We start from the raw sequence: 23,338 nt of genomic DNA, 5'->3' as shown, positions 1-23,338 counted from the left end.
TCTGCGGCTGCCGTGATGGCCGCAAGCGCCACGACCGGCTGTTATGGAGCGGCAAGAGTGCGTAGGTGCTTGGCAACGACCAGCAGTTGTGCGTGATCCATGCGCGTGAGGAACTTGCGACTAACCGAGCTGAGCAGCTTGACCGCCCCGGATATGCCGAGTCGGGCCGACTGCTCGCCGACAAAGCCGACTTCAGCCTGTTTGAGCGGTTTCAGGAAATAGTAATCCATGCCCGCATCGATCAACTCGGTGACCAGGTCGGCAATGGCCTCTCCGTGGCCGGGCTCACTTGGCCGTGTATCGAGTGCCGAGAGGACGGTGTCCGTTTTCTCACGAAGAGCCTCTGAATAATAGAAGCGCAGGGATGGCTGGGTGGAAGTGCTGGCCTTGGCTTTGACCGTGCGCGGCTTTTTGGCGGCGATCGGAATGCTCTCCTTGGCTGTCTTGGCGACAGGAGTGTCGGCTGCTTTTGTCGATGAGCTTGTTGTGGTGGGCACAATTTCTCCTTTGTTTTGTCGGGTCAGGGTGTGGCGTGATGCAGATGGCTTGCCTTGCCGCATTGTTCAAGCCGAATCACAGGAACGCGAAACTTGCGTTGTCCATCTGCATCAGCGAGTGCGTTGGCGCCAGTGCGCTGCTGCGGTGGGCGTCGGCCCGCGGCAGGATGCGGTCAAAGTAGAAGGTGGCCGTCTGAATCTTGGCGCGATAGAAATCGGCGGATTCGCTTCCTTTGCCGTTGAGCAATAGCGTTTGCGCTTTCTCCGCCTGCAAGGCGAGGAAGTAGCCCATCATGACGTAGCCTGAATACATCAAGTAGTCCACGCTCGCCGACCCCACGAGATCTCGATCCTTGCCGGCGCGTAGCATGATGCGCAGCGTGAGGAGATTCCACTCGACGGCGCGCTTCATGATTGAGCGCGCCATGGTGCCGGTGGGGCCGCGCGCAAACAAGTTGGCTCTTGCCAGGCGCAGCATGAGGCGCGTGAATTCGCGCACGCACTTTCCCTTGGTGCCGATCAATACCTTGCGGCCAAGCAGGTCGAGCGCCTGGATGCCGGTGGTGCCTTCGTAAAGGGTGGAGATGCGCGCATCACGGGCGATCTGCTCCATGCCGTGCTCGTGAATATAGCCGTGCCCGCCGAACACTTGCATGCCGATATTGGCGGCTTCGAGGCCCATTTCGGTAAGAAAGCCCTTGAGGATGGGGGTGTAGAAGCCGAGTTCGTTGTCGTAGCGGTCGTAGTTGGTCTGGTCGTTTTCGAGCGTGGCGTTGAACATCAGGTCGGCTGTCTGGGCGGCCGCATAGATCATCGCCCGCCCCCCTTCGGCGATGGCCTTTTGGGTCAGCAGCATGCGTCGCACATCGGCGTGCCAGATCAGAGAGTCGGCGTTGGCCTCGGGTTCCTTCTTTCCCGAGAGGGCGCGCATTGATCGTCTGTCTTTGGCATAGGCCAGCGCGCCCTGAAAAGAGGCTTCGGCGTGGGCGACACCCTGGATCGCGATTCCGATTCGGGCGGTGTTCATGTAGGTGAACATGGCTTCCAGGCCCTTGTTGGGTTCGAAAATCAGGTGCCCGGTTGCCTCGTCAAAATTCAGTACGGCGGTTGCCGAACCGCGAATTCCCATCTTGTGTTCGATGGAGCCGCAACTGACGGTGTTGCGCTGGCCGGCAGAGCCGTCAATGGCGACAAGAAACTTCGGCACGACGAATAGCGAAATGCCGCGTGTGCCGGCCGGGGCGTCGGGCAGGCGGGCGAGGACGATGTGCACAATATTCCCGGCCAGATCGTGCTCGCCCGCCGAGATGAACATCTTGGTGCCGGTGAGCTTGTAGCTGCCGTCGGGCTGCGGCGCGGCCCTGGTCTTGACCTGCGCCAGATCGGTGCCGCACTGCGGCTCGGTCAGGCACATGGTGCCGGTCCACTCGCCGCTGACGAGCGATGGTAGATAGAGCGATTTTTGTGCCTCGGTAGCGTAGCGCAAAAGGGTATTGATGCAGCCCAGGCTTAGTCCCGGATACATGTTGAACGACCAGTTGGCGGCGCCCATCATCTCGGTCTTGAACAGGCTGAGCGATGTTGGCAGCCCCTGGCCACCATATTCCGTCGGGAATGAAAGTCCCTGCCAACCGCCGTCGACGAACTGGCGGTAAGCCTCTTTGAAACCAGCCGGAGTAGTGACTTCGCCGGCGTTGAAGTGACAGCCCTCCCGATCGCCGGAAAGATTGATCGGCGCGAGGACCTCTTCGCACAAGGTAGCGGCGCCTTCAAGTACGGCGTCCACGAGCTCGGGTGTCGCCTCGCTGCCGTTGGCCAGGCCCGCGTAGTGCGCGGGATAGTCGAGCACCTCGTTGATCAGGAAGCGCATGTCGCGCAGGGGAGCTTTATAGGTCGGCATGCTGCTGTCCTTCGAGAAGAGGGCAAAGTGACTCGGTGCCGCGTTCGCTGTGTGAGCAGCGATCAGCGGCCACTTTTGCCGGGCTGCGACGCTTAGTGCACGAGTGTCCTCTGAAAACTTTCTGATAGCAAGCTTGCTCTTGCCGTCTATAGGTAGGAACATGATTGTTAAGCGATAATAGGTCAATTTCATGCACGTCGTTCGATACACGTGTTTTTATAGCCACTGAAACAGGAGTGTTGCCATGCCCGCCGATAGAACGGCATCGACGAATCCCCAGTACCTGACACGCAGCGCGCGCAAGGACTTGACGCGCGCGAATCTGCTGCAGGCCGCGCTGACCTTGATGGGCGAGGGGCGCAGTTTCACCAGTCTTGGATTGCGTGAAATCGCCCGCGAAGCCGGCGTCGTCCCGAACGCCTTCTATCGCCATTTCCGCAATACCGATGAGTTGGGTCTGGTGCTGGTTGAGGACGTTGGGATTACGCTGCGGCGGCTGTTGCGCGAGGCACGCAAGATGGCGGTGGCGCCGCGCGACATGCTGCGGCGTTCAGTCAGCGTCTATCTGGAGTACGTCAAGCTGAACCGCTTGCAGTTCATGTTCATCTCGAGCGAGCGCTCAGGGGGCAGCCGCATCCTGCGCCTGGCGATTCGCAATGATGTCTCCCATTTCACCAATGAAATGGCGCAGGATTTCCGGATGCGCGGCCTTTACACGCAACTGCCAACGGCAAGTTTGCAGATGGTTTGCGGGATGATCGTGATGACCATGCTCGCGGCGGCAACCGACATTCTCGACCTGCCGCCCGGGCAGGCCCTGCTCGAAGCCGAAATGTCGGAAAACTTCGTGCAGCAACTCAAGATCATCCTGTTTAGCGCGACCCGCCTGAATGAGGAATTGAGCAGAAGCTGACGGCGACAGACAGCTACGGGTTTTGTATCTGGCGCGTCGGGCGAAAGCAAGCCCACCTCAGAGGCTGGAACCGGTACTGAACCCCGTTCCAGCGTTGCATGATCAATTCGTGTTGAGTAGTATCCATTTCGCGAGTGTCATGATGTTGGTCTTGAGTAAACCATCCAGCCGGAAATGACCGCCTGCACCCTCCGCTGTCGCTCCCGGCAGCGAAGGAGTCAGCCCTGCAGTGCCCGTTTCGCAAGAGGCGCTATCCACATGACCGACAGAACTACGCTCCGTAATTTGCAGAAAGTCCTGAGCGACGGCTTCAACATGGACGAGCTCCACGACCTGTGCTTCAGGCTGGACGAAAACAAGGACGAGTTCCCGCACACCCTGACGCCCTTCATCAACGGATTCCTCGACCACCTCGAACGGCGCAACAAGATCCCCGAACTGCTCGAGCAAGGTCGCGAGCTGCGTCACGAACTGGACTGGCCTCAGCTCCCCGGTGCGCGCCTCGGCGCCCTCAGGCGGGCCATTGGAAAGCAGGACTCCGAAGAGGTCGACGAGATCTTTCCCGAGCTGATTACCTACCTCAAGCGACTGGAAAACCAGGGCATCACCGCTGCCGACGAAATCTTCTTGAACACCCTGGAGATGTTCGGCGAAGGCGATATATCGGGAGCCCAACTGGTGCGCCTGTGGCACAAGGAGCAGGGCAAACAACAGGCGGTGGCGGGAACGGAGCTTGACTATGTCGACCTCGCCGACCGCCTGCAGCACGGCGAGATCGTCCTGTTCCTCGGGGCCTGCTACCCGCCTTCCATGGTCGACGGACTGGCCCGGGCGGCGCGCCTCGATAAGTTCCAGGGCAGCTTCTCGCAGATCTGCGAATTCATGGAGAGCGACGGACGGCAGACCCTGCTGCGCAAGATCAGCGACATCCAGAACCAGGAGTCGGCGCAGGATGACGGCGCCCAGCAGGCACTGTACAAACTGCTCGCCGACAAAGTCCATCAGCCCCAGCTGCTGATCTCGGCTACCTATGGCGATGCCTTGGAAAAGGCTTTTCAGGCCCGCAGCAAGCCCTTCAAGCTACTGACCCACAGCCAGGACAGCGGGGCTGCGTCAGCCGGCAATGTACTGATCAGGGACGGGAGCGATGGCGCCCCGCAACTCTACACGGCCGAGCAGCTGTCGGAGCTTGATCCGTTGAAGAAGGGCTTTTCACTGATCTACAAGATCCGCGGCTGCTTCAGCTTCATCAAGTCCACCCCGGCGTCGGATACCCTCACCCTTTCCGAGCGCGACTACTTCCGCTTCGCCCGCGAGTTCGACCGGCTGATGCCCGCCTACCTGGTCCGACAGCTCAAGGGCCGCAGCCTGTGGTACTTCGGCCACTACCCGGACGGCTGGGAGGAGCGCCTGCTGATCCAGGTGATACAGGACAAGCAACCGGGGCGCAGCCTCGCCATCCAGCCACGGCCGGGCTCCTTCGCCGAAAACTACTGGAAATCCCGCAAGATCGACCTTTGCAAGCTGGAGCCCAAGGATTTCCTCGACAAGCTCGCGGAGAAGATGAATGGCTGATCCCCGCCTGATCCCGCTGATGGACCTGCTCGCCGACTTCAATCGCGACGAGCTGGACGAGGTCGCCACCCGGCTGGGAGTCGAGCTCGAGGACCTCGCCGGCAGCGCTCGGCCCGCGCAGGCCCGCGAGCTGGTCAAGTACCTTGAGCGCCGCAAGCGCCTGGACGATCTGGTCCGCACCGGGCGGAAGCTGCGGCCAGAACTGGACTGGCCGGACGACGCGCTGCCCACGCCGGCACCGGGCACGACAGCTCCGCCCGAACCACGCAAACCATCCAGCACAAGCACGCTGACCGCTGGCGCCAGCTCCGCCGAGAGCAAAGCGGCCATTTATATCAGCTACGCTTTTGGCCAACCCTGGGAGGAGATCGTCGACGATCTGGACCGCAACTTCCAGGCTCGCGGCATCGAGATCATCCGCGACCGCCGCAATCTCGGCTACAAGGGCAGCATCAAGGCGTTCATGGAAAGCATCGGGCGCGGGCGCTACGTCATCGTCGTGATCAGCGAGAAATACCTGAAGTCCGAGAACTGCATGTTCGAGCTGCTGGAGATCGCCGGCCACGGCGACCTCCAGCAACGCATCTTCCCCATCGTTCTCGAAGGCGCCGACATCTACAAGGCCATCGAGCGCATTCGCTACATCAAGTACTGGGAACAGCGCATCGCCGAGCTGGACAGCGCCATGAAGGAAGTCTGCAGCGCCAACCTGCACGGCATCCGCGAGGACATCGACCTGTACACGCGCATCCGCAACCAGATCGCCGGGCTGACCGACATTCTCAGGAACATGCTCGTCCTGACCCCGGAGATGCACCGTGGCAGCGACTTCGAAACCCTGTACCAGGCCATCGAGGCCGCCATGAAGCAAGACCGCCAATGAGCACGCCGGCGAACGACACCGGCACGGCAAAGGATGACGGCAAGTGCCCGTACAAGGGCCTGCGCCCTTACGAAGAGTCGGACAAGGACAACTTTTTCGGCCGCGACGGCGAGACCCGCATCCTCACCGACAAGCTCCTCAGCCGCAAGCTGACCCTGTTGTTCGCGGCCAGCGGCATCGGCAAGAGCTCGCTGCTGCAGGCCGCGCTGCTGCCGGCCCTGGAGCATCCGGAGCCGCCGGGCCACGACGCCCTGGACGTGGTGTACTGCAACGACTGGGTCAAGGAACCGGGCGTCACCCTCAAGACGAAAGTCGTGGAGGAGCTCAGGCGCCGCGACAAGATCCCCCAGGACTACCCACTGCCCCTGGACGCCCCACTGGCACCATTCCTGCGTCGCTGCACCCTCTTCAGCAGCGCCCCCCTGGTGCTGATCCTCGATCAGTTCGAGGAGTTCTTTAACTACCAGCGCCACCGGCCCGAGTTCCGCCCCTTCATCCACGAACTGTCCGCCGCGATCCGCGACGATGCCAGCGCGACCCGCTTCCTGCTCTCGATGCGCGAGGATTTCGCTCTCGAGCTCAACGCCTTCAAGCCCGAGCTGCCGACCCTGCTGTTCGACAACTACTTCCGGCTGGAGGCGCTCAGCCGCGACAACGCAAAGACCGTGATCCTGGCACCGCTGAAGCGCGTCGACTGCGACTGCGAAGCGGCGTTGCTCGAGGCACTGCTGAACGACCTCGGCAAGTACGACCAGCAGCCGGACAGCGGCTCACAGCCCGGCGGTCGCCTGCTGGAGCTCCCGCCAGCGCGCATCGAACCGGCGCAGATCCAGATCATCTGCACCCAGCTCTGGGAAAAGGAACACGCCGACGACAGCCGGCAGCTTCGGCAGAGCACCTACCAGAGCATGGGCGGCACCGACGGCCTGCTGAAGCGCTATTTCGAAGCCAAGGTCGCGCCACTGAGCACCGGCCAACAAGACCTCGCGTCGCGCGCCTTCGACTTCCTGGTCAGCAGCCAGGGCACCAAGATGGCCTACCCGCTGTACGAGCTGCTCAAACGCACCGGCGTACGGAATGCCAATGCCTTTGCGCTCGTGCTGGAGGACCTCGAAAAGGCCCGCGTACTGCGTCGCCAGGAACGCCTGGAAACCAAGAGCGACCGAACGGAGTGGGAGCCCTACTACGAGCTGTACCACGACCTCTTCGCCAAGGCGGTCAACGACTGGAACCGCGAATACAAGATCAGCCGCGCCCGGCGCCGCACCGTGTTCGGGGTCACCGGCGCGGCCGCCGGCGCGCTGCTACTCTACGCGGCCTGGAACATCGTCTACCAGCGCACGCACGACCACCTGCGCCTGGCGCCCCCGGCCGGCCTGTCGGACCGTATCGAGCTGTGGAGCGGCACCCACGATGGGTTCGACCTGATTGGCCAGCGGACCTTCCAGGCCGAGACCCAGCTGCTTCGCAACGAGGTCGCACCAGACAAACAGCTCGAACACGCACCCGTAGGCGACTACGAGCAGCTCAACATCGAGCTGATTGGGCTGACGTCGCTGATAGAGCGCATCGACGCCTACCGCGAGGCCGGGTTCGATGAGCAGGGGCTGAAACTGCTCACGCAGACACTGATTGGTCGCGACCGGGATGCGTCGGCGAAGGCGATGCTGCGTTTGGTCCGGTTCCGCAACCCTGCTACCGGCGCCGTTGTGGCCCGATTTCTCGAGGACGAGCCCGATCCAGAGAGAAGAGAACAACTCGTCGCGGACTGGCGGGGGCTGCCGACCACACACGCACCGGGTCTGCTGGAAGATGCCTCGCGCGATGGAACCGCGGGGGTGAGGCGACAGGTCGCTGCGCTCCTCGGCGGCCTTGCCGGGCAGCCCGGCGGCGAACAGGCCGTCGCTCTGCTGGTCGCCCTGCTCAAGGACCCGGACCTGTATGTCCGCGGCAGCGCGGCCAGCGCCCTCGGCGGCTTTGCCGGGCAGCCCGGCGGCGAACAGGCAGTCGCACCGCTGGTCGCTCTACTCAAGAAGCGGGACTCGGATGGCCGCAACGGCGAGGTCCGCGACAGCGAGGTCCGTGACAGGGCGACCAGCGCCCTCGGCGGCTTTGCCGGGCAGCCCGGCGGCGACCAGGCCGTCGCACCGCTGGTCGCCCTGCTCAAACACCCGGACCCGAAGGTCCGAAACAGCGCGACCAGCGTCCTCCTCCGCTATGCAGGCCTCCTCGACATAGCGTCCGCTACCGCCTCCCTTCGACACCTCGCCGAATCCGGGACCGGAGCATCAAGCTTTCCAGCGCGGCTGGCTCTGGCCCTGATGAACCCGGACCAAGCTGTATCCGGTGCACCGCATCAAAGCGGGATAGCGGCCAAACCCCCGTCAAACTCCAGCGCAGCTGCCGAAGCGGCGATGAGAGACAGCAATGCTGCGCTGCTCGTGTCCGGCATCGAGGCGCTCAACGATGAAGAGCGCAACGCCTTTCTGCCCGAGCTCGCCCGCTTTCCATCGCCGCTGATCCTGAAGAAGCTCCTCGAACTGGAGACCGGGACCAAGGAGAACAACCAGAACAAGCGCACTGCCGCTCTGCTGGCTCTTGGCAAGACTCGCGACCCGAAGGCCATCGCGCGTCTGCAGGCGGTGGCCGAGGATGAGCGGGAAACGCGCCCGATCCGCGTCGCGGCTATCCGAGCGCTGGGCGACAGCGGGTCAGATTCGGCGGCCGGATTCCTGGCCGAGCTCATCACGAAAGATCCCTCCCTGGCCAACCCGATCTACAGCGCGCTGGACCGCATCGCATCGAAGACTGCCCTGCCCTTCATGGAACGGGGCCTGCGCGCGCAGCGAGAACGCCGGCAGGACTGGCGCAAGCACCGCGCGACCTGGCAGGAAGCGTTCAATGACAAAAAGCTCCTGGACCAGCGACAGGAACTCAGTCAGGCCAGGGAGAAATGGGAGCGCAAGCTCAAGGCCATGCAGCCCAACGAGGCGCTGGAAACCTGGTTCGCCCGCCAGATCGCCCGTCTGGACGAACAGCGCGCCAAGGAACTGCTGCTTGACCCGAGCTACGCCATCCGTCGCGGCGCCTGGATCGGTTTCGCCGCGAGCGGCAATGCCGAAAGGGTCCGCTGGCTGATCGACAAGCACGCGAACGAGAACAATCCGCTGTACCGCTTCGCGCTGTACCGCGCCATCGACCGCCTGCTGCAACGCCTGGAGGTGGTCGGCGACGCCAGTGACCTGGTAACGCTGCAGGCCCTGCAAACGGAGTTGACCGAGAAATTTAAGGAGGACCCGACTCTGGCGTCCGCGTGGAGCACTCAGCGCCGGGTCCAGCAGACCATCCTGCAGCGCATCGACTGGACGATTCCGGTCATCGCCGATGTGCTTGAGTTCAGAAAGCGGCTCCAGGCGGCCGCCGTGCCTCGGTCAGCGGAAATTCGCGTCGAAAGCAACAAGCCCGAAGGCTGAAACGGGTAGTGACAGAGAACCGCGAGACCCGGCGACAGAGCACACTCGCCCCCCCGCTTACGCCCGCCGCGCACGCTGCCGGCTCACGAAAGCACCAGATCGCGGACCACCTGCTGGAATTTTCGGGCGATCAATTGACGGTCGGCGGCCGGATTGCGTATGGCGCGCACCATCAGACCTTCAAACATTGCCGCGATCACCTCGGCAATGGTTGAAATTGTTGCCGCGTCGTCGGCAAGGCCGTGCGCCTGCCGCAAGGCCCTGAGGGTTTCTTCGAGACCGGCGCTGCGGCGGCTGTCCGCCGCACGCACGATTTCGGCGATCGTCGGGTTGCGCGACGCCTCGGCAACGATTTCCAGCTTGAGTCCCGCAGCATGGGGATCCAGGTTTCCGAGCACACCCGTTGCGGTACGCAGGGCCAGCGCCTCGAGCATGTTCTCTGCCGCCTGCACCTCGGCGGTGAGCGTTAGCAAGCGCTCGAGTTCACGCGCGACAATGGCGGCAACGATCGCCTCCTTGTTCGCAAAATAGTGGTAGATGTGGCCTGCACCCATGCCGGAAGCTGTTGAGATCTTCGAAATGCTGGCGCGATGGAAGCCGTATTCGCGAACGCAGTTCTCGGCGGCGTCGAGGATTTGGGTGCGCCGCGCTTCCGCGCGCGAGCATTCCGCGGCAGGGTGCATTTCTTCGGTCATCGACGGTCCACGGAGTGGCTGAGAAAAGTTCGCAAACAGTTTGCAATGGGCCAGGAAAGATACACTAGATTGAACGTTCATTCTAGTTTATCCTTCGCCACCTATCCAAGCGCTCCTGCCCAGGAGTCTCCGACGCTACCGACTCCACCAACCCTACCAACTACACTGACTCCACCGAGGCACAACATGAATCTCCCATCACGGCTGCCATCCCCAAGCCTGGTATTCGCGCTCGCCAGCGCCCTGGCGCTGGCCGCATGCAGCGACGGTGGCCCGCAGCAGGCAGCCGGTGGCGCTCCCGCAGCGACTCCGGTCGGCGTGATCGTGGCCAGCACCGAGGCGGTCAGGCTGACCACCGAACTCCCCGGACGCACGGCGGCGTACATGGTCGCCGAGGTACGGCCGCAGGTCGGCGGCATCGTGCAGCGACGGATGTTCACCGAGGGTAGCGAGGTCACGGAAGGACAAACGCTCTACCAGATCGACCCGGCAAGCTATCGCGCCACCCTGGAAAGCGCCAAGGCAGGTCTCAGCCGCGCCGAAGCAAACCTTTATGCTGTCCGGCTGAAAGCCCAGCGCTACGCGGACCTGGGGAAGAAAGGGATGATCAGCAAGCAGGCCGACGACGACACCGTGGCGGCCCTCAAGCAGGCCGAGGCGGACGTCACTTCGGCGCAGGCTGCGCTGGTAAAAGCGCGCATCGACCTCGCCTATACCCGCGTGCCCTCCCCCATCGCCGGCCGCAGCGGACGCTCGAGCGTCACTGCCGGCGCGCTGGTGACCGCCAATCAGGCTGACCCGCTGACCACCATCCAGCAACTCGACCCGATCTATGTCGACCTCACCCAGTCGAGCGTCGAACTCCTGCGCCTCAAGCGCGATCTCGCCGATGGCACACTGCAGCAGCTTGCAGAACAGGTGGTTCCGGTACGCCTGCTGCTCGAGGACGGTAGCGAATACGCGGCCAGCGGCCGGCTTGCCTTCTCGGGCATTTCGGTCGACACGGATACCGGCAGCGTGACCCTGCGTGCGGTCTTTCCGAATCCGCAGGGTGAGCTGCTGCCCGGCATGTACGTCCGCGCCCGTATCGCACAGGGCGAGATCGAAAAAGCCATCCTGGTGCCGCATGCCGCGGTGACTCACGATCGGCGCGGCAATGCCGTGGTGATGGTGGTCGGTGCAGAGGACAAGGTCGAGGCGCGCCAGGTGACCACACCCCGTTCGATCGGCGACAAGTGGCTGGTAAGCGCAGGACTGGCCGCGGGTGACCGGATCATTGTCGACGGGCTGCAGAAAATCCGTCCGGGCGCAGCAGTGACGGTGCTGGAAGCCGGCGCCGGTGGCGGTGCCGGAGCAACGGCGTCTGCGGCGGCGTCCGCTGCGGCCGCGAAGTGAGGGCCTGAAGCGTGGTCAATTTCTTTATCGACCGGCCGATCTTCGCCTGGGTCATCGCCATCGTCATCATGCTGGCGGGCGCACTTTCCATTCTGCAGTTGCCGGTTTCGCAGTATCCGTCGATCGCCCCACCGGCCGTGGTGATCAACACCAGCTATCCGGGCGCCTCGGCGAAGGCGGTTGAGGAATCCGTCACCCAGATCATCGAGCAGAAACTGACCGGTCTCGACGGCCTGCTCTACATCAACTCGTCGAGCGACTCCTTCGGTCGCGCCGCCATCACGCTGACTTTCGATGCCGCCACCAATCCGGATATTGCGCAGGTGCAGGTACAGAACAAGCTGCAACTTGCGCTGCCACTATTGCCGCAGGCGGTACAGCAGCAGGGCGTGCAGGTCGCCAAGTCGGCGCGCAACTTCCTGATGGTGATCGGTTTCGTTTCGAAACAGGGCACGCTCGACAATGTCGATCTGGCGGATTTCATTGTCTCCTCGGTGCAAGATCCGCTGTCGCGCGTCAGCGGCGTCGGCGAGGTGCAAATTTTCGGATCGCAGTACGCCATGCGCGTCTGGGTCGATCCCGCCAAGTTGAATAACTACCGGCTGACGCCGGCCGACATCCGGACGGCGATCGAGGCACAGAACACGCAGGTCTCCGCCGGCCAGCTCGGCGGCACGCCGGCGCTGCCCGGGCAGGGTTTCACCGCCGCGATTACCGCCCAGAGTCGCCTGCAGACCGTCGGGGAGTTCGAAAACATCCTGCTGCGCAGCTCCAGCCAGGGCGGCGAAGTACGACTCGGGGATGTGGCACGGATCGAAATCGGCGCCCAGGACTACAGCACCGTTGCCCGCTATAACGGCCAGCCGGCGGCCGGTATCGGCGTCAAGCTGGCGGCCGGCGCCAATGCCCTGAAAACGGCCACTGCGGTGCGTGCCACCCTCGCAGAAATGAAGCGCTATTTCCCGGCCGGCGTCGACGTGGTCATCCCTTACGACACCACACCGTTCGTCAGGATCTCCATCGAGGAAGTGGTGAAGACCCTGCTCGAAGCGATCGTGCTGGTGTTCCTGGTGATGTTCCTGTTCCTGCAGAATTTCCGCGCCACCCTGATCCCGACCATCGCCGTGCCGGTGGTGCTGCTCGGAACTTTCGGAGTGATGGCGGCCTTCGGTTTTTCGATCAACACCCTGACCATGTTTGGCACCGTGCTGGCCATCGGCTTGCTGGTGGACGACGCCATCGTGGTCGTCGAGAACGTCGAGCGGGTAATGAGCGAGGAAGGCCTCTCGGCGCGTGATGCAACCCGCAAGTCGATGGGCCAGATCACCGGCGCGCTGGTCGGCATCGGCCTGGTGCTGTCGGCGGTCTTCGTGCCGATGGCCTTTTTCGGTGGCTCGACCGGCGTCATCTACCGCCAGTTCTCGATCACCATCGTCGCCGCGATGGCCTTGTCGGTGCTCATCGCCCTGGTGTTCACCCCGGCGCTGTGCGTCACCATGCTGAAACCGGTGGCCAAGGGCCATGGCCACGGCGAGGGCGGCTGGTTCAGCGGCTTCTTCGGCTGGTTCAACGGCATGTTCGAACGCAACACCGGGCGGTACGAATCCGCGGTCGGGCGCATTCTTCAGCGCAGCGGGCGCTACCTGGTCATCTACGCGCTGATCGTGGTGGTGCTCGGCTTCCTGTTCATGCGCATGCCGACCTCCTTCCTGCCGGAAGAGGATCAGGGGGTGATGTTCACCCAGGTGATGCTGCCTGCAGGCGCCACCCAGGAGCGCACCATCGAGGTCCTCAAGAAAGTCGAGCGCCACTTCCTCGACGACGAAAAGGACACCGCAGCTTCGATTTTCACCGTCGCCGGCTTCAGCTTCGGCGGCCGCGGCCAGAACATGGGCATTGGCTTCATCAATATGCGCAACTGGAGCGAGCGGCAGGGACCGGGCATGAGCGTCAAGGCGATCGCCGGACGCGCGATGGCCGCTTTCTCGAAGATCCGCGAAGCGATGGTCTTTGCCTTTGTCCCGCCGGCGGTGATCGAGTTGGGCACCTCCAACGGTTTCAGCGTCCAGCTACAGGACCGCAGCGGCCTCGGCCACGATGCCCTGGTGGCGGCACGCAACCAGTTCCTGGGCATGGCGAGAGAGGACAAGCGACTGGTCGGCGTGCGCCCGAATGGTCAGGAAGACATGCCCGAGTACCAGCTCGAGATCGACCATGCCAAGGCCGGCGCCCTCGGGGTGAGCGTGGCGAGCATCAACGACACGCTGTCCACGGCCTGGGGTGGCAATTACATCAACGACTTCATCGACCGCGGACGAATCAAGAAAGTCTATCTTCAGGCCGAGGCGGCTGCCCGCATGACGCCGGACGACCTCAAGAAATGGTATGTGCGCAACGGCAAAGGCGAAATGGTGCCCTTCTCGGCCTTCACCACGGCCAAATGGGGCTTTGGCTCACCGCTTCTCGAGCGTTTCAACGGCCAGCCGTCGATCGAAGTGCTCGGCCAGGCAGCCCCCGGACTCTCCTCGGGTGACGCGATGAATGCCGTTCAGGAGCTCATCGCCAAGCTGCCACCGGGCATTGGCTATGAATGGTCGGGCACTTCCTACGAGGAACGCCGCTCGGGAGCGCAGGCGCCGGCGCTGTATGCGTTGTCGCTGCTGGTCGTGTTTCTGTGCCTGGCGGCGCTTTACGAGAGCTGGTCGGTTCCGTTTGCGGTGATGCTGGTAGTGCCGCTGGGCGTGCTTGGTGCGCTGCTGGCAGCGAGCGGTCGCGGCCTGTCCAACGACGTGTACTTCCAGGTCGGCCTGCTGGCAACCATCGGCCTGTCGTCGAAGAACGCGATTCTGATCGTCGAATTCGCCAAGGCCCAGGTCGAGGCCGGCCACGATCTGGTCAGCGCCACGCTGAGCGCGGTACGCATGCGCCTGCGCCCGATCCTGATGACCTCGCTGGCCTTCGCACTGGGCGTGCTGCCGCTGGCCATAAGCACCGGCGCCGGCTCCGGCAGCCAGAACGCGATCGGCACCGGCGTACTCGGCGGCACGATCTCGGCCACCGTCCTCGGTCTCTTCTTCGTGCCGATGTTCTATGTGCTGATCAAGCGCATCTTCAAGGACAAGCCGGCAGCAGCGGAGGCTGTCGCCGCGGCCACTGACGCAGGCCGCAACGAAGGATCTCCGTGACCCGCATCGCTTTGCTGCTGGGGTAGCCGCTTTGCTAAACGCTTTGCTGGCCTACTCTCTGGCGCCCGTCAAGCAGCCCTTGGCAGGTGATTGGCCGAAAGCGCAACAGGCCTCACGCCGACGACCAGATTCCCCATCCCTGCGCGGGTAGCTCGCTCGCCTGCAACTTGCTCACTGCGTGCCCGGCGACCAGAACCAGGCCGGGTGGAAGGGTGCACGAAACAGAGCGCTCATCCGTGTTCAACACCGTCACCAGCAGGTTTTTCTGGGCGCGCACCTCGAAGGCAATCGAACGATTACCGAGCTGCGTAACTTTTAACACGCCATCGACGAGCCAGGGTCGAGCGCGACGGAGGGCGATCAATTCACGGTGCATTTGCCAAGTGCGCAGGCTGTCGCCGGCCAGGTCGGCGGGCTGATGCGCTAAAGGCCTGCGAATCTCCGCATCGCCACCCTCGCGATCGTACTTCGTACCTTCAGCGCCCTGCTCATCTCCGGCGTAGACGGCCGGGATGCCCGGTATCGTAAACAGGATCGCCAGCGCATGCGGCAGATGGCGCCGGTCGCGCAGTTTGCTGGCAATACGCGTCGTGTCGTGGTTGCCCACGAAATTCCACGGCACAAAATGCCTGCAGAAATCAATGTGCCGCTCCAGCGCATGCGCCAACTCGTACAAGTTGTGCTCGTTGAGAGAACTCCAGATGGCTTTCCATAGTTCGTATTGGGTTACGGAGGTCAGCCGTGACGCTTTGGCGATTGCTGCGTAGTCGCCGTGGATCACTTCGCCGATCAGTAGTAAATCCGGCCTTGCGGCACGCATGCGTTTCTCAAGGCTCGCCAGGAAACCGGCCGGGATGGCGTAAGCCGCGTCCAAGCGCAGGGCATCGACGCCACGATCCAGCCAATAGGTGGCGACATCCACGGCCCAGTCGAGAACCTGGGCATTGGCATGCCTGAGTTTCACCAGCTGGCCGTGACCCTCGAAGTTGGCGTAGCCGAATCCGTCGCGACCCGGTCGATCGAAATCGATGTGGAACCAATCCGAGCGGGCAGATTCACGACCATGTTCCACTACGTCGGCAAAAAAAAGCATGGCCGCGCCCGACGTGGTTAAAAACCACATCGAGTCCCACGCGCAGAGAACGTTGGTGGCACTCGTCGATGAGGTGGAGCAGGTCCGTTTCGCTGCCCAGTCGACGATCGACGCGAAAGGGATCGACGACGTCATAGCCGTGCGATTCCGATTCGAACACCGGGCCTAACAGCAATGCTGTCACCCCAAGCTCGACCAGATGGTCCAGCCAGCCCACCAGGTCCCTCAGTCGGTGCGCAGTGGGGCCATCAACCGCACCAGGAGCAGGATTCCGCTCCTCCGCGCCCAGAAAACCGAGCGGATAGAGGTGGTACCAGATTTCACTGCGTTTCATGAGCTGCCGTTTCATGCTTGTTCCTGCCTCTCGCAAACTTGCGCATCAGTCTCGTTCCCGCCCAGCCTACACTTGCGGCTGAAAGGGAACGAGACTGGCAAGTCTCAGCGGCAGCGTTCGCACACCGGTAGCGATTTTGTCGGGCGAAGCATACGCGCCAGGTTTCACTGATCAACTTTCGCCGCATCACCGAGCTCAAGAAGATCGAGAGCGCCTTGCATCAGCGGCACGATAGCGGTCACTCCTGACACGGAAAACGTCAGTAGGCCGCGGCGGAACCGGGATAAGCGCGGACAAGCGGGCACACCCAGCGAGCGACTCCTTTCCCTAAGCGACTTCTGCATATTCCACAACTTGCGACGTCGCCTGTCGAACTCCGGGGGCACAGGGTACCGTCTCCCCCGCTTGCTCCCATCAGCCCGCTTGGACACGGTCCGACAATGGTGCTTGGCCGAACGAGAAGACCCCGCCGGACACCGGCGGAGCAATCATCATCCGGCACCACGCTTGATCAGGCGCCGCGACGGCGACGCATGCCTGCGAGACCGGCCAAACCGATCCCCAGCAAGGCGAGAGAGGCTGGCTCGGGAACGTCGGTTGGAGGCGGCTGGAAATCCGACTGCAAACCCATGATGCCGTTGATTTCGTTGTCACCGTCAGCCAGCAAGGCGCCGGGGCCACCCCAAATTACCGACGCATAGCGGAAAGTTGCGTTGCTGCCGGTGCCCACGGCGTAGGCAAATCCGTCCCAGACCACCGAGCTGTCAGCGTAAATGCCCTCAAGCCATACACGCTCGGTCACCGCCTGCGTCCAGATAAGCTTGTCGTTGGACAGGTAGACCGTTGATTCGATGGCTTCCTGAGGCAAGGGACCATGGTCGATGGTGTTGAAAACGGCAGCCTTGGTGGCCTGGAAACCGAGATCCCAGATCGAATTGCCGATCACATTATCAGTCTGTACCCAGTGCTGATCGACGCTACTACCGCCGACGACTGCTCCCGGAGCACCGGCGGTGTAATTGTAGGTACCATCGTTGCTGTCACTGGCATTTGGCTGGTCCAACGACGTGCCATAACTGCTGTAACCAGGGTTGGCGACGAGGTCAACGCCGTTGAACTTGATGAACTGCGCGGCAGCGAAGCCGGCCGACTGGAAATAGCTATCGTCCAGAAGTTGATTGTCGACGACCAACTGACGGTTCGCCAGCGTGTCGGAGCCATAGTAGAGGGCAGCGAAGGTGCCGACTGTTGCGCCCTGCCACGAACGCGCGTCGTTCGGATCGGTGACCAAAGCGGCATGGGATACGTTCGCCACCAGCAAGGATAGCGAGAGGATTGAGATTGGTTTGAACATGGGGAACTCCCGTAGCAGGTGTCGTGGAAGAATGGTCGGAGCTCAACGATCCGAGCCCCTTACGGCGAATCGCCGTGCACGCCTAGTCGAAGCAGCAATCGTGCCAGAGGTTTTGGATACCGCTCGGCGAAGCTGAATTAATTGCGCTTTTCACGCTTCGCGGCCACCAATCGACGGCAAGCGGCCGATTCCTTCGCCGGTAGTGTAAGAAAATCCGACAAATTCGCTCGAGTTTTGTGGCAAGACAAGAGAACCGCGACGATTCCCTCAACCTCCCGTCTTGGCGTACCAAACTCTTGCCGGGACATGGCCGTCCTGGATCTAAACCGCGACCACCGTGTCCGAGCTACCGCATCGCCATTGCTCGCGATAACTTCGGCCATGCCGGCTTGCACCTGTGGTCAGCAGTGCGTGGCAAAGCAGCGAAACGGAATCCGGCTGACATGCCGGCAAGCAGGACAGCGAGCCTTCGTTGAGCGTCGGCATGAACTCCGAACCGATGCGGCTGGCAACCGCCCCCAGGGTGGCCAACAGCGCCTGGAAGACGCTGCGCGCCGAGCGGGGCGCCCTTCGCCCGACCCCGAGCGCACGCCGGCCAGGACCAGGATAGCGTTGGCGGATATAAAATCACGCACATCCGGTTACAGTTCCTGTCTATCGGTTGTCCGACAAACCCACTAGTATTGCGCGCACTCAACAATTGCTGCGACCGTTCGGCGAGTTCCCGGAAGGTCAAGGCAGACATACCGATTTTGCACCCAGTCACCGGACTCGGCGGCTCGATGAGGCAGGAGATCAATGAAAAAGTTACTGTGGTGCTTCGTATTTGTGGCAGCGATGGGGGTGCAGGCCGCGACGTCCGAACTGACGACGCAAGCTGTCCCGCCCTTGAAGCCCCTGTCGGAACAGCCGAAGGCAGCACACCTGGCAGCAGAATTGCTCACCCGACACCACTACAAGCCAGTCCCCCTGGACGACGCACTGTCGGCGAAGATCTTCGACCGCTACCTGAAATTGCTCGACGGTGAGAAGCGTTTCTTTGTTCAAAGCGACATCGATCACCTCGAAGCCGCACGCACCAGCTTCGATGACGCCATCTACAATGAATACCTCGGCCTTCCCTTTGCCATTTTCAACCTCTACACGCAGCGGGTCGTCGAGCGTTTCACTTACGCCCGCAGCTTGCTCAAAGACAGTTTCGATTTCCGCAAGAATGAGCATTACCAATACAATCGAGAAAAGGCCGCGTGGGCGAAATCCGAGCAGGAAATCAAGGAATTGTGGCGTACACGGGTCAAGAGCGACTGGTTGCGACTCAAACTGGCCGGAAAAGACGACAAGGCCATTATCGAGACGCTCGACAAGCGCTATGAGAATTCCCTTCAGCGAGTGGCCCTGACCAAGAGTGAAGACGCCTTCCAGCTGTTCATGAATGCCTACGCCACGTCCATCGAACCGCATACCAACTACATGGGTTCAAGGGCGACGGAGGAGTTCGACATTTCAATGCGGCTCTCTCTCGTTGGCATCGGTGCGGTACTGACCCAGAAAGACGATTACACGATCATTCGAGAACTTGTTCCGGGCGGGCCCGCTCAACTCTCCGAGCAACTGAAGCCCGGCGATCGCATCATGGGCGTTGCTCAGGGAAAAAACGGGGTCGTCGCCGATATCCTCGGCTGGCGCCTGGACGACACCGTAGCGAAAATTCGCGGCGAGCCGGACACCATCGTAGTGCTGGACATACTGCCCGTCGATGCCGGTCCTGATGGCCAGCACAAACTAGTCGCACTGACTCGGAAGAAAGTAACACTGGATCGGCAAGCGGCCAAGAAGTCGATCATCTCGGTGGCCGAAGGAAAGACCACTCGCCGCATCGGGGTGATCTCCCTGCCCGCCTTCTATGCGGATTTCGAAGCGCGGGGAAGAGGTGACCCGGATTTCAAAAGCGCCACCCGCGATGTGAATCGTCTGCTGGATGAGCTGAAGACGGACAAGGTCGACGGTGTCTTGATGGATTTGCGTAATAACGGCGGCGGGTCGTTGGCTGAAGCCGTCCAGCTGACTGGCCTGTTTATTGGCGCGGGGCCAGTGGTACAACAGCGCGATGCTAAAGGCAGCCTTACCGTGGCCAGGGCTGCCGATGCCATTGTCGCCTGGGACGGACCATTGGCGGTGCTCATAAACCGGAATTCGGCGTCCGCTTCGGAGATCTTTGCCGCGGCAATTCAGGACTATGGCCGCGGCCTTGTGATTGGCGAGCGCAGTTTCGGAAAAGGCACTGTGCAAACCATGATCAACCTCGATCAAATCGTCAAGAACGAGACTCCGGCACTCGGCGACTTGAAACTGACCATTGCCCAGTTCTTCCGTATCAATGGCGGCACCACGCAACTCAGGGGTGTAGAACCCGACATCAACTTCCCTTCGTTTACAGACGAAGAGAACTCCGGCGAATCAAGCTTCGATAATGCGCTCCCCTGGGCAAAAGTCCAGGCAGCTGATTATTCACCGCAGGGCAATCAGAAAGCGCTCCTGCCCAGCTTGCAAATGCGCCACGAAGCCCGGATAAAATCTGTTCAGGGTTTCAAGTTTCTGAAAGAGGACGTGGCCGAAGCAAGCCGCCTTCGCAAGAGAACTTCAGTCTCTTTAAACGAGGCCGAAAGACGCCGCGAGCGTGAAGACCAGGAGGCAAAAATTGCCTTGCGAAAAAAACTGCGGGGCACCGAAGAGGATGCCCAGTCCGGGCCTAACGGCGAGGAAACCGAGGCCAGGAATACGGGATCAGTGCAGGACGACGGCCTGCAGGCCGACGAACGTGATCTCAAGAAGGAACTGGCAGCGGAAAAAGCGCGGAAAGATGCGAAAGATATCTTGCTGGACGAGGCCGCGCATATTCTCAGCGATCAGGTCGGACTGCTCAAACGCGAAACCCGAGTGGCTGTACGTGGCAAGCCCGCTTCGTCGATAAATTCCGATGAGAAGCCGTGGCCCCAAGGGCCCCGGCCACCACGTGGTAAGCAAGTTGCAGCGGCACAATACCGGTTTCCCGGCCAAGCCTCAAAGTCACGCCACATTTCCAAGCGAACTGGCCGGCTCTTGGCAAGGAAGAAATGCTTCTTCTCCCCACATCCGTACTAGCCATGCTAAGAAAACTGCAAGCGACCATCCTCAACAGCTCTCTGCACCGCTTTAATATAAAGCTATCGCAAGGAGTTTCTGGATTCAAACGACACGCAATATTGATCCTGGAAGAGCAGGTGTCCATCAATGCCTCCGTAACCGAGTTCGAATATCTAAAGGTGGGAGCCTACTCTTATATAAGGAGTGGAAGTGAGTTATTGAACGTTGCAGCCATCGGACGTTTTTGTTCGATCGGCAATGAGGTAGTTCTTGGGCAAAATGCGAGAAGCCATCCCATAGATTGGGTAAGTACAGGTTGTTTACAAAATGACGCTCTCAACCAGGAATTGGAAGATCCCGCGCAGACAGTTATTGGTAACGATGTATGGATCGGCAGAGAGGCCATGATTATGAAAGGTCTCTCGATAGGAACCGGAGCGATCATCGGAGCACGCTCCGTCGTGACTCGTGACGTTCCAGCATACGCAATCGTAGTCGGTGTTCCAGCACGTATTGTGAAATACCGCCACACTCCGGAAACAGTTGCCAGACTCCTTTGTTCGAAGTGGTGGGAAGTGGACCCCGAAGTGCTCAAACGCCTACCGTCAAACGATCCTGACAAGTTCCTGGAAGAAATCAGCAGCGTGAATCGTCCATCGGCGTACAGAAAGGTTTCGCTTACCCGTGATACGTGGCGCATTTCAAGCTAGTCGAAGACTCTGCCCTTTGGCACGCAAGCTTCGTTCGTGTCCATGGCAGCCCTTGTCATGTCTGGAATGCCTGTGTTCCACACTACGCGCAAGCTTACACTAGCGGCAAATGCAGCGTGAAGGTGGTTACGCCGGCCGCGGACGTCACCTTGAGCTGACCGCCGTGCGCCTCGACAATGCTGCGCGTGATGGCCAGCCCAAGGCCGGCGCCCTCACCGTGTCGGTGTCGCTCGGGACTTGCACGATGGAAGCGCTCGAAAATCCGCGCCAGCTGATCGGACGGAATCGTATCGCCGTGGTTCTTCACGGCCAGCATCGCCAAGCAGGCCTGACTGCTAATCGAAATCTCGACGATACTTCCTGACGGGGTATGACGAAGAGCATTCGACAACAGGTTGGACAGTGCACGACGCATCATCGAACGGTCAGCAGTAATGCTCGCCTCTCCCGCAAGGACGATCTGCACGCCTTTCTCCTCGGCCAGCGCTTCGTAGAAGTCAATCAGTGCCCGCGCCTCATCGGCCAGATTGACCGCTTCGGACGAGTGCAGCAGATGCCCGTTTTCAGCCTGGGCAAGAAACAGCATGTCGCTGACCATGCGTGCAATGCGCTCGTACTCTTCCAGGTTGGAAGCAAGAACGTCGCGGTACTCGTCCGGACTCCGGGTGTGCGACAAGGCGACCTCGGTCTGGGTCATCAGGTTCGAGACCGGCGTGCGCAACTCATGGGCGATATCGGCCGAGAAATCGGACAAGCGGCGAAATGAGGATTCCAGTCGCTCGAGCATGCCGTTGAAAGCGATCACCAAGTCGCGAACCTCATTCGGTGCGTCGCGCTCGGGAAGGCGCTCGCCGAGACATTCTGCCGACAGGCCGCGGGCGGTAGCGGTTACTCGCCGTAAGGGGGCGAGTCCGCGGTGTGCCGCGAACCAGGCGAACAAAGCCGCGATGATCGCAGCGAAGAAAATGTCGATCCACAGGCGCTTGCGTACCTCTTCGAGGAAGCGCAGGTGATGCGAGACATCGAGTCCGACCAGCGCGCGCAAGCGAGTCGGCCTGGAGCCGGAATCGAGCGCTTCGACGAGAGTCTCCAGCCCAAGGTATTGTTTGCTGCTCTCGTCGCTGCCCTTTTCCCCGCCTTTTTCCCCGCCTTTTTCCCATGTCGTGGTGACATCCAGCACTGAGTCAGCGGCCAATTGTCGTTCGCCGAAGAACTCCGGACGCAGTGCATAGACGACGCTGCCCTCGGCGTCGCGCAGTACCACCGCCAACATGTCGTGCCCGATAAAAGCGTCGTCAAGCCGACGTGACAGGGATGCGGACGGTTCGGCATCATGCAGGACGTTCTTGATGAGCGTCACCTTGCCAGTGAGCTCATGATCGTCAAGCTCGCGCATATGGCTTTCGACGGCGCTCCCCTGCACCAGCACGACAACCAGCAACAAGGTCGCCGTCAGCAGCGCGAAGAGCAGCGCCAGACGGGTGGTCAGTGACCTCGGCCACGCCCGCACGTTCAGAGAGCTGCCGGAATTTCGAGCACGTAGCCCATACCACGCACGGTGCGGATCAGCTTCGGTTCGAAGGGTTCATCCACTTTTACACGCAAGCGACGCACCGCGACGTCGATCACGTTAGTGTCGCTGTCGAAGTTCATGTCCCACACTTGTGAGGCAATCAGGGAGCGCGGCAAGACCTGCCCCTGGCGGCGTAAGAGCAGCTCGAGCAGCGCGAATTCCTTGGCCGTGAGATCGATGCGTACGCCCGCGCGGCTGACGCGACGGCGCAAGAGATCCAACTCCAGATCTGCGGCGCGCAGCATCTCGACTTCCTGCGAACGGCCGCGCCTGAGCAGGGTGCGCACGCGGGCAAGCAACTCGGAAAAGGCAAAGGGCTTGACGAGGTAATCGTCCGCGCCCAGTTCCAGCCCACGCACCCGGTCTTCCACGCCGTCGCGGGCGGTGAGAAAGAGTACCGGCGTTTCGTGACCGCTACGGCGCACCGTTGTCAGGACGCCCCAGCCGTCCAGCGAAGGCAGCATCACATCGAGCACGATCAGATCGTAATCGCCACTCAGTGCCAGGTGCAGACCATCGAGACCATCACGTGCAAGATCGACAACGAAACCCGCCTCAAGCAAACCCTTGCGCAAATAGTCGCCAGTCTTTGGCTCATCTTCGACAATCAGTATCTTCATGTGCGTCGTCCGCTG

16 protein-coding genes are annotated in these 23,338 nt (G+C 61.5%); 8 read left to right on the top strand and 8 right to left on the bottom strand.

Annotated elements, in window-relative coordinates; translation table 11 throughout:
* Positions 1 to 41: 41 nt before the first annotated feature.
* Positions 42 to 497 (bottom strand): hypothetical protein, encoded by a 456-nt coding sequence (locus E4Q23_RS14980; protein ID WP_169067380.1) that lies wholly within the window; start codon positions 495 to 497, stop codon positions 42 to 44.
* 76 nt (positions 498 to 573) lie between these two features.
* Positions 574 to 2,397, bottom strand: coding sequence for an acyl-CoA dehydrogenase C-terminal domain-containing protein (locus E4Q23_RS14975; RefSeq protein ID WP_169067379.1), 1,824 nt, complete (start codon positions 2,395 to 2,397; stop codon positions 574 to 576).
* Positions 2,398 to 2,641: 244 nt separating this feature from the next.
* Here E4Q23_RS14975 and E4Q23_RS14970 point away from each other — a divergent pair, with 244 nt between their 5' ends.
* The 4 genes from E4Q23_RS14970 (at position 2,642) to E4Q23_RS14955 (ending at position 9,241) form a co-directional block, all read left to right on the top strand.
* Positions 2,642 to 3,310 (top strand): TetR family transcriptional regulator, encoded by a 669-nt coding sequence (locus tag E4Q23_RS14970; RefSeq protein ID WP_169067378.1) that lies wholly within the window; start codon positions 2,642 to 2,644, stop codon positions 3,308 to 3,310.
* A gap of 258 nt (positions 3,311 to 3,568) precedes the next feature.
* Positions 3,569 to 4,885 carry an SIR2 family protein gene (locus tag E4Q23_RS14965; RefSeq protein WP_169067377.1) on the top strand — a complete coding sequence of 439 codons (1,317 nt, stop codon included), beginning with the start codon at positions 3,569 to 3,571 and terminating at the stop codon, positions 4,883 to 4,885.
* Positions 4,878 to 5,768, top strand: coding sequence for a TIR domain-containing protein (locus E4Q23_RS14960; RefSeq protein ID WP_248595475.1), 891 nt, complete (start codon positions 4,878 to 4,880; stop codon positions 5,766 to 5,768). Before E4Q23_RS14965 ends, E4Q23_RS14960 begins: the two co-directional genes overlap by 8 nt.
* On the top strand, positions 5,765 to 9,241 hold the full coding sequence (locus E4Q23_RS14955) for a HEAT repeat domain-containing protein (protein ID WP_169067376.1): 3,477 nt from the start codon (positions 5,765 to 5,767) through the stop codon (positions 9,239 to 9,241). Before E4Q23_RS14960 ends, E4Q23_RS14955 begins: the two co-directional genes overlap by 4 nt.
* Positions 9,242 to 9,324: 83 nt before the next feature.
* Here E4Q23_RS14955 and E4Q23_RS14950 read toward each other — a convergent pair whose 3' ends face one another.
* The gene (locus E4Q23_RS14950) at positions 9,325 to 9,936 is read right to left on the bottom strand and encodes a TetR/AcrR family transcriptional regulator (RefSeq protein ID WP_248595474.1); all 612 of its coding nucleotides are present in this window, start codon (positions 9,934 to 9,936) and stop codon (positions 9,325 to 9,327) included.
* A gap of 186 nt (positions 9,937 to 10,122) precedes the next feature.
* Here E4Q23_RS14950 and E4Q23_RS14945 point away from each other — a divergent pair, with 186 nt between their 5' ends.
* The gene (locus tag E4Q23_RS14945; RefSeq protein ID WP_169067375.1) at positions 10,123 to 11,331 is read left to right on the top strand and encodes an efflux RND transporter periplasmic adaptor subunit; all 1,209 of its coding nucleotides are present in this window, start codon (positions 10,123 to 10,125) and stop codon (positions 11,329 to 11,331) included.
* A gap of 11 nt (positions 11,332 to 11,342) precedes the next feature.
* Entirely contained in the window at positions 11,343 to 14,516 is a 3,174-nt protein-coding gene (locus E4Q23_RS14940; protein ID WP_169067374.1) for an efflux RND transporter permease subunit, read from the top strand.
* A gap of 112 nt (positions 14,517 to 14,628) precedes the next feature.
* Here E4Q23_RS14940 and E4Q23_RS14935 read toward each other — a convergent pair whose 3' ends face one another.
* The 3 genes from E4Q23_RS14935 to E4Q23_RS23960 form a co-directional block, all read right to left on the bottom strand.
* Positions 14,629 to 15,609, bottom strand: a complete 981-nt coding sequence (locus E4Q23_RS14935) for an alpha-amylase family glycosyl hydrolase (RefSeq protein ID WP_169067373.1) — start codon at positions 15,607 to 15,609, stop codon at positions 14,629 to 14,631.
* On the bottom strand, positions 15,572 to 15,958 hold the full coding sequence (locus tag E4Q23_RS24620; RefSeq protein WP_169067372.1) for an alpha-amylase family glycosyl hydrolase: 387 nt from the start codon (positions 15,956 to 15,958) through the stop codon (positions 15,572 to 15,574). Before E4Q23_RS24620 ends, E4Q23_RS14935 begins: the two co-directional genes overlap by 38 nt.
* 496 nt (positions 15,959 to 16,454) lie before the next feature.
* On the bottom strand, positions 16,455 to 17,297 hold the full coding sequence (locus E4Q23_RS23960; protein WP_248595473.1) for a PEP-CTERM sorting domain-containing protein: 843 nt from the start codon (positions 17,295 to 17,297) through the stop codon (positions 16,455 to 16,457).
* 798 nt (positions 17,298 to 18,095) lie between these two features.
* Here E4Q23_RS23960 and E4Q23_RS14920 point away from each other — a divergent pair.
* On the top strand, positions 18,096 to 20,438 hold the full coding sequence (locus tag E4Q23_RS14920) for a carboxy terminal-processing peptidase (protein WP_169067371.1): 2,343 nt from the start codon (positions 18,096 to 18,098) through the stop codon (positions 20,436 to 20,438).
* A 2-nt stretch (positions 20,439 to 20,440) separates the two neighbouring features.
* Positions 20,441 to 21,130 carry a CatB-related O-acetyltransferase gene (locus E4Q23_RS14915; RefSeq protein ID WP_211203775.1) on the top strand — a complete coding sequence of 230 codons (690 nt, stop codon included), beginning with the start codon at positions 20,441 to 20,443 and terminating at the stop codon, positions 21,128 to 21,130.
* 94 nt (positions 21,131 to 21,224) lie between these two features.
* Here the strand turns inward: E4Q23_RS14915 and E4Q23_RS14910 are convergent, their stop codons facing one another.
* Positions 21,225 to 22,646 (bottom strand): heavy metal sensor histidine kinase, encoded by a 1,422-nt coding sequence (locus E4Q23_RS14910; RefSeq protein WP_169067417.1) that lies wholly within the window; start codon positions 22,644 to 22,646, stop codon positions 21,225 to 21,227.
* Positions 22,643 to 23,323: a heavy metal response regulator transcription factor gene (locus E4Q23_RS14905; protein ID WP_169067369.1), complete on the bottom strand. Its 681-nt coding sequence runs from the start codon at positions 23,321 to 23,323 to the stop codon at positions 22,643 to 22,645. Before E4Q23_RS14905 ends, E4Q23_RS14910 begins: the two co-directional genes overlap by 4 nt.
* Positions 23,324 to 23,338 lie beyond the last annotated feature (15 nt).

This window comes from Candidatus Accumulibacter phosphatis, assembly GCF_012939955.1.
Classification (GTDB): domain Bacteria; phylum Pseudomonadota; class Gammaproteobacteria; order Burkholderiales; family Rhodocyclaceae; genus Accumulibacter; species Accumulibacter delftensis.
The sequence above is the reverse complement of the archived record's forward strand: the minus strand, read 5'-3'. Positions and strand labels throughout refer to the sequence as shown.